Source organism: Brasilonema bromeliae SPC951, from assembly GCF_012912135.1.
GTDB classification, from domain to species: Bacteria; Cyanobacteriota; Cyanobacteriia; order Cyanobacteriales; family Nostocaceae; genus Brasilonema; species Brasilonema bromeliae.
The window spans coordinates 26,326-26,967 of record NZ_QMEB01000054.1; the positions used below are offsets into that span (position 1 = coordinate 26,326).

1 protein-coding gene is annotated in these 642 nt (G+C 45.0%); it reads left to right on the top strand.

Features of this window, described 5'->3' with window-relative positions:
- Positions 1-623 (top strand): DUF3598 family protein (locus tag DP116_RS09530; RefSeq protein WP_246275552.1); only part of this gene is annotated, 623 nt, incomplete at its 5' end.
- Positions 624-642 lie beyond the last annotated feature (19 nt).

The following is a 642-nucleotide window of genomic DNA, read 5'->3' on the forward strand; positions in this document are numbered from 1 at the left end:
CTTTAGGACGTAGCGTGCTGTTTTTTGAAAATGGGGCGTTTTCTCAAGGTTCAACACAACTTGGTCCATTTTCCGAATTTGGGGCAGAACTGGGTTTAATTTGGGAAAATCGCCGCTTACGTTTGGTTCAGTTATTTGACAAAAACCTTCAACTAGACAAACTCACCCTTATTAGAGAACATCTGGCTGGAACTCAACCAGTACAACGTCCACCTTTAAAAGTAGATGACCTTTTGGGAGAATGGCAGGGTGAAGCAGTGACAATATATCCAGATTGGCGTTCTCCCCAAAGTTACTCCACCAAAATGCAACTACAACTTGATGGTGCTGGGCGATTAACGCAAAGCTTAACTTTTGGCGAACGCACAATCACTTCAACAGCGACTGTCAAAGACTCTATCATCCACTTCAACCAAGATCCGCACCATCAAATACAAGTCCTACTTCTACCTGATGGTGCTTCTGCAACCTCTCCACTCAAGCTGCAATTACGTCAACCACTTTTTCTTGAAGTCGGTTGGCTTATCCAACCAGACTTACGCCAACGGATGATTCGCAGCTACGACGACAAAGGCGAATGGGTTACTCTGACTTTGGTAACAGAACGTCGAGTCAACAACTAGGGGTATAGGGGTATAGGGG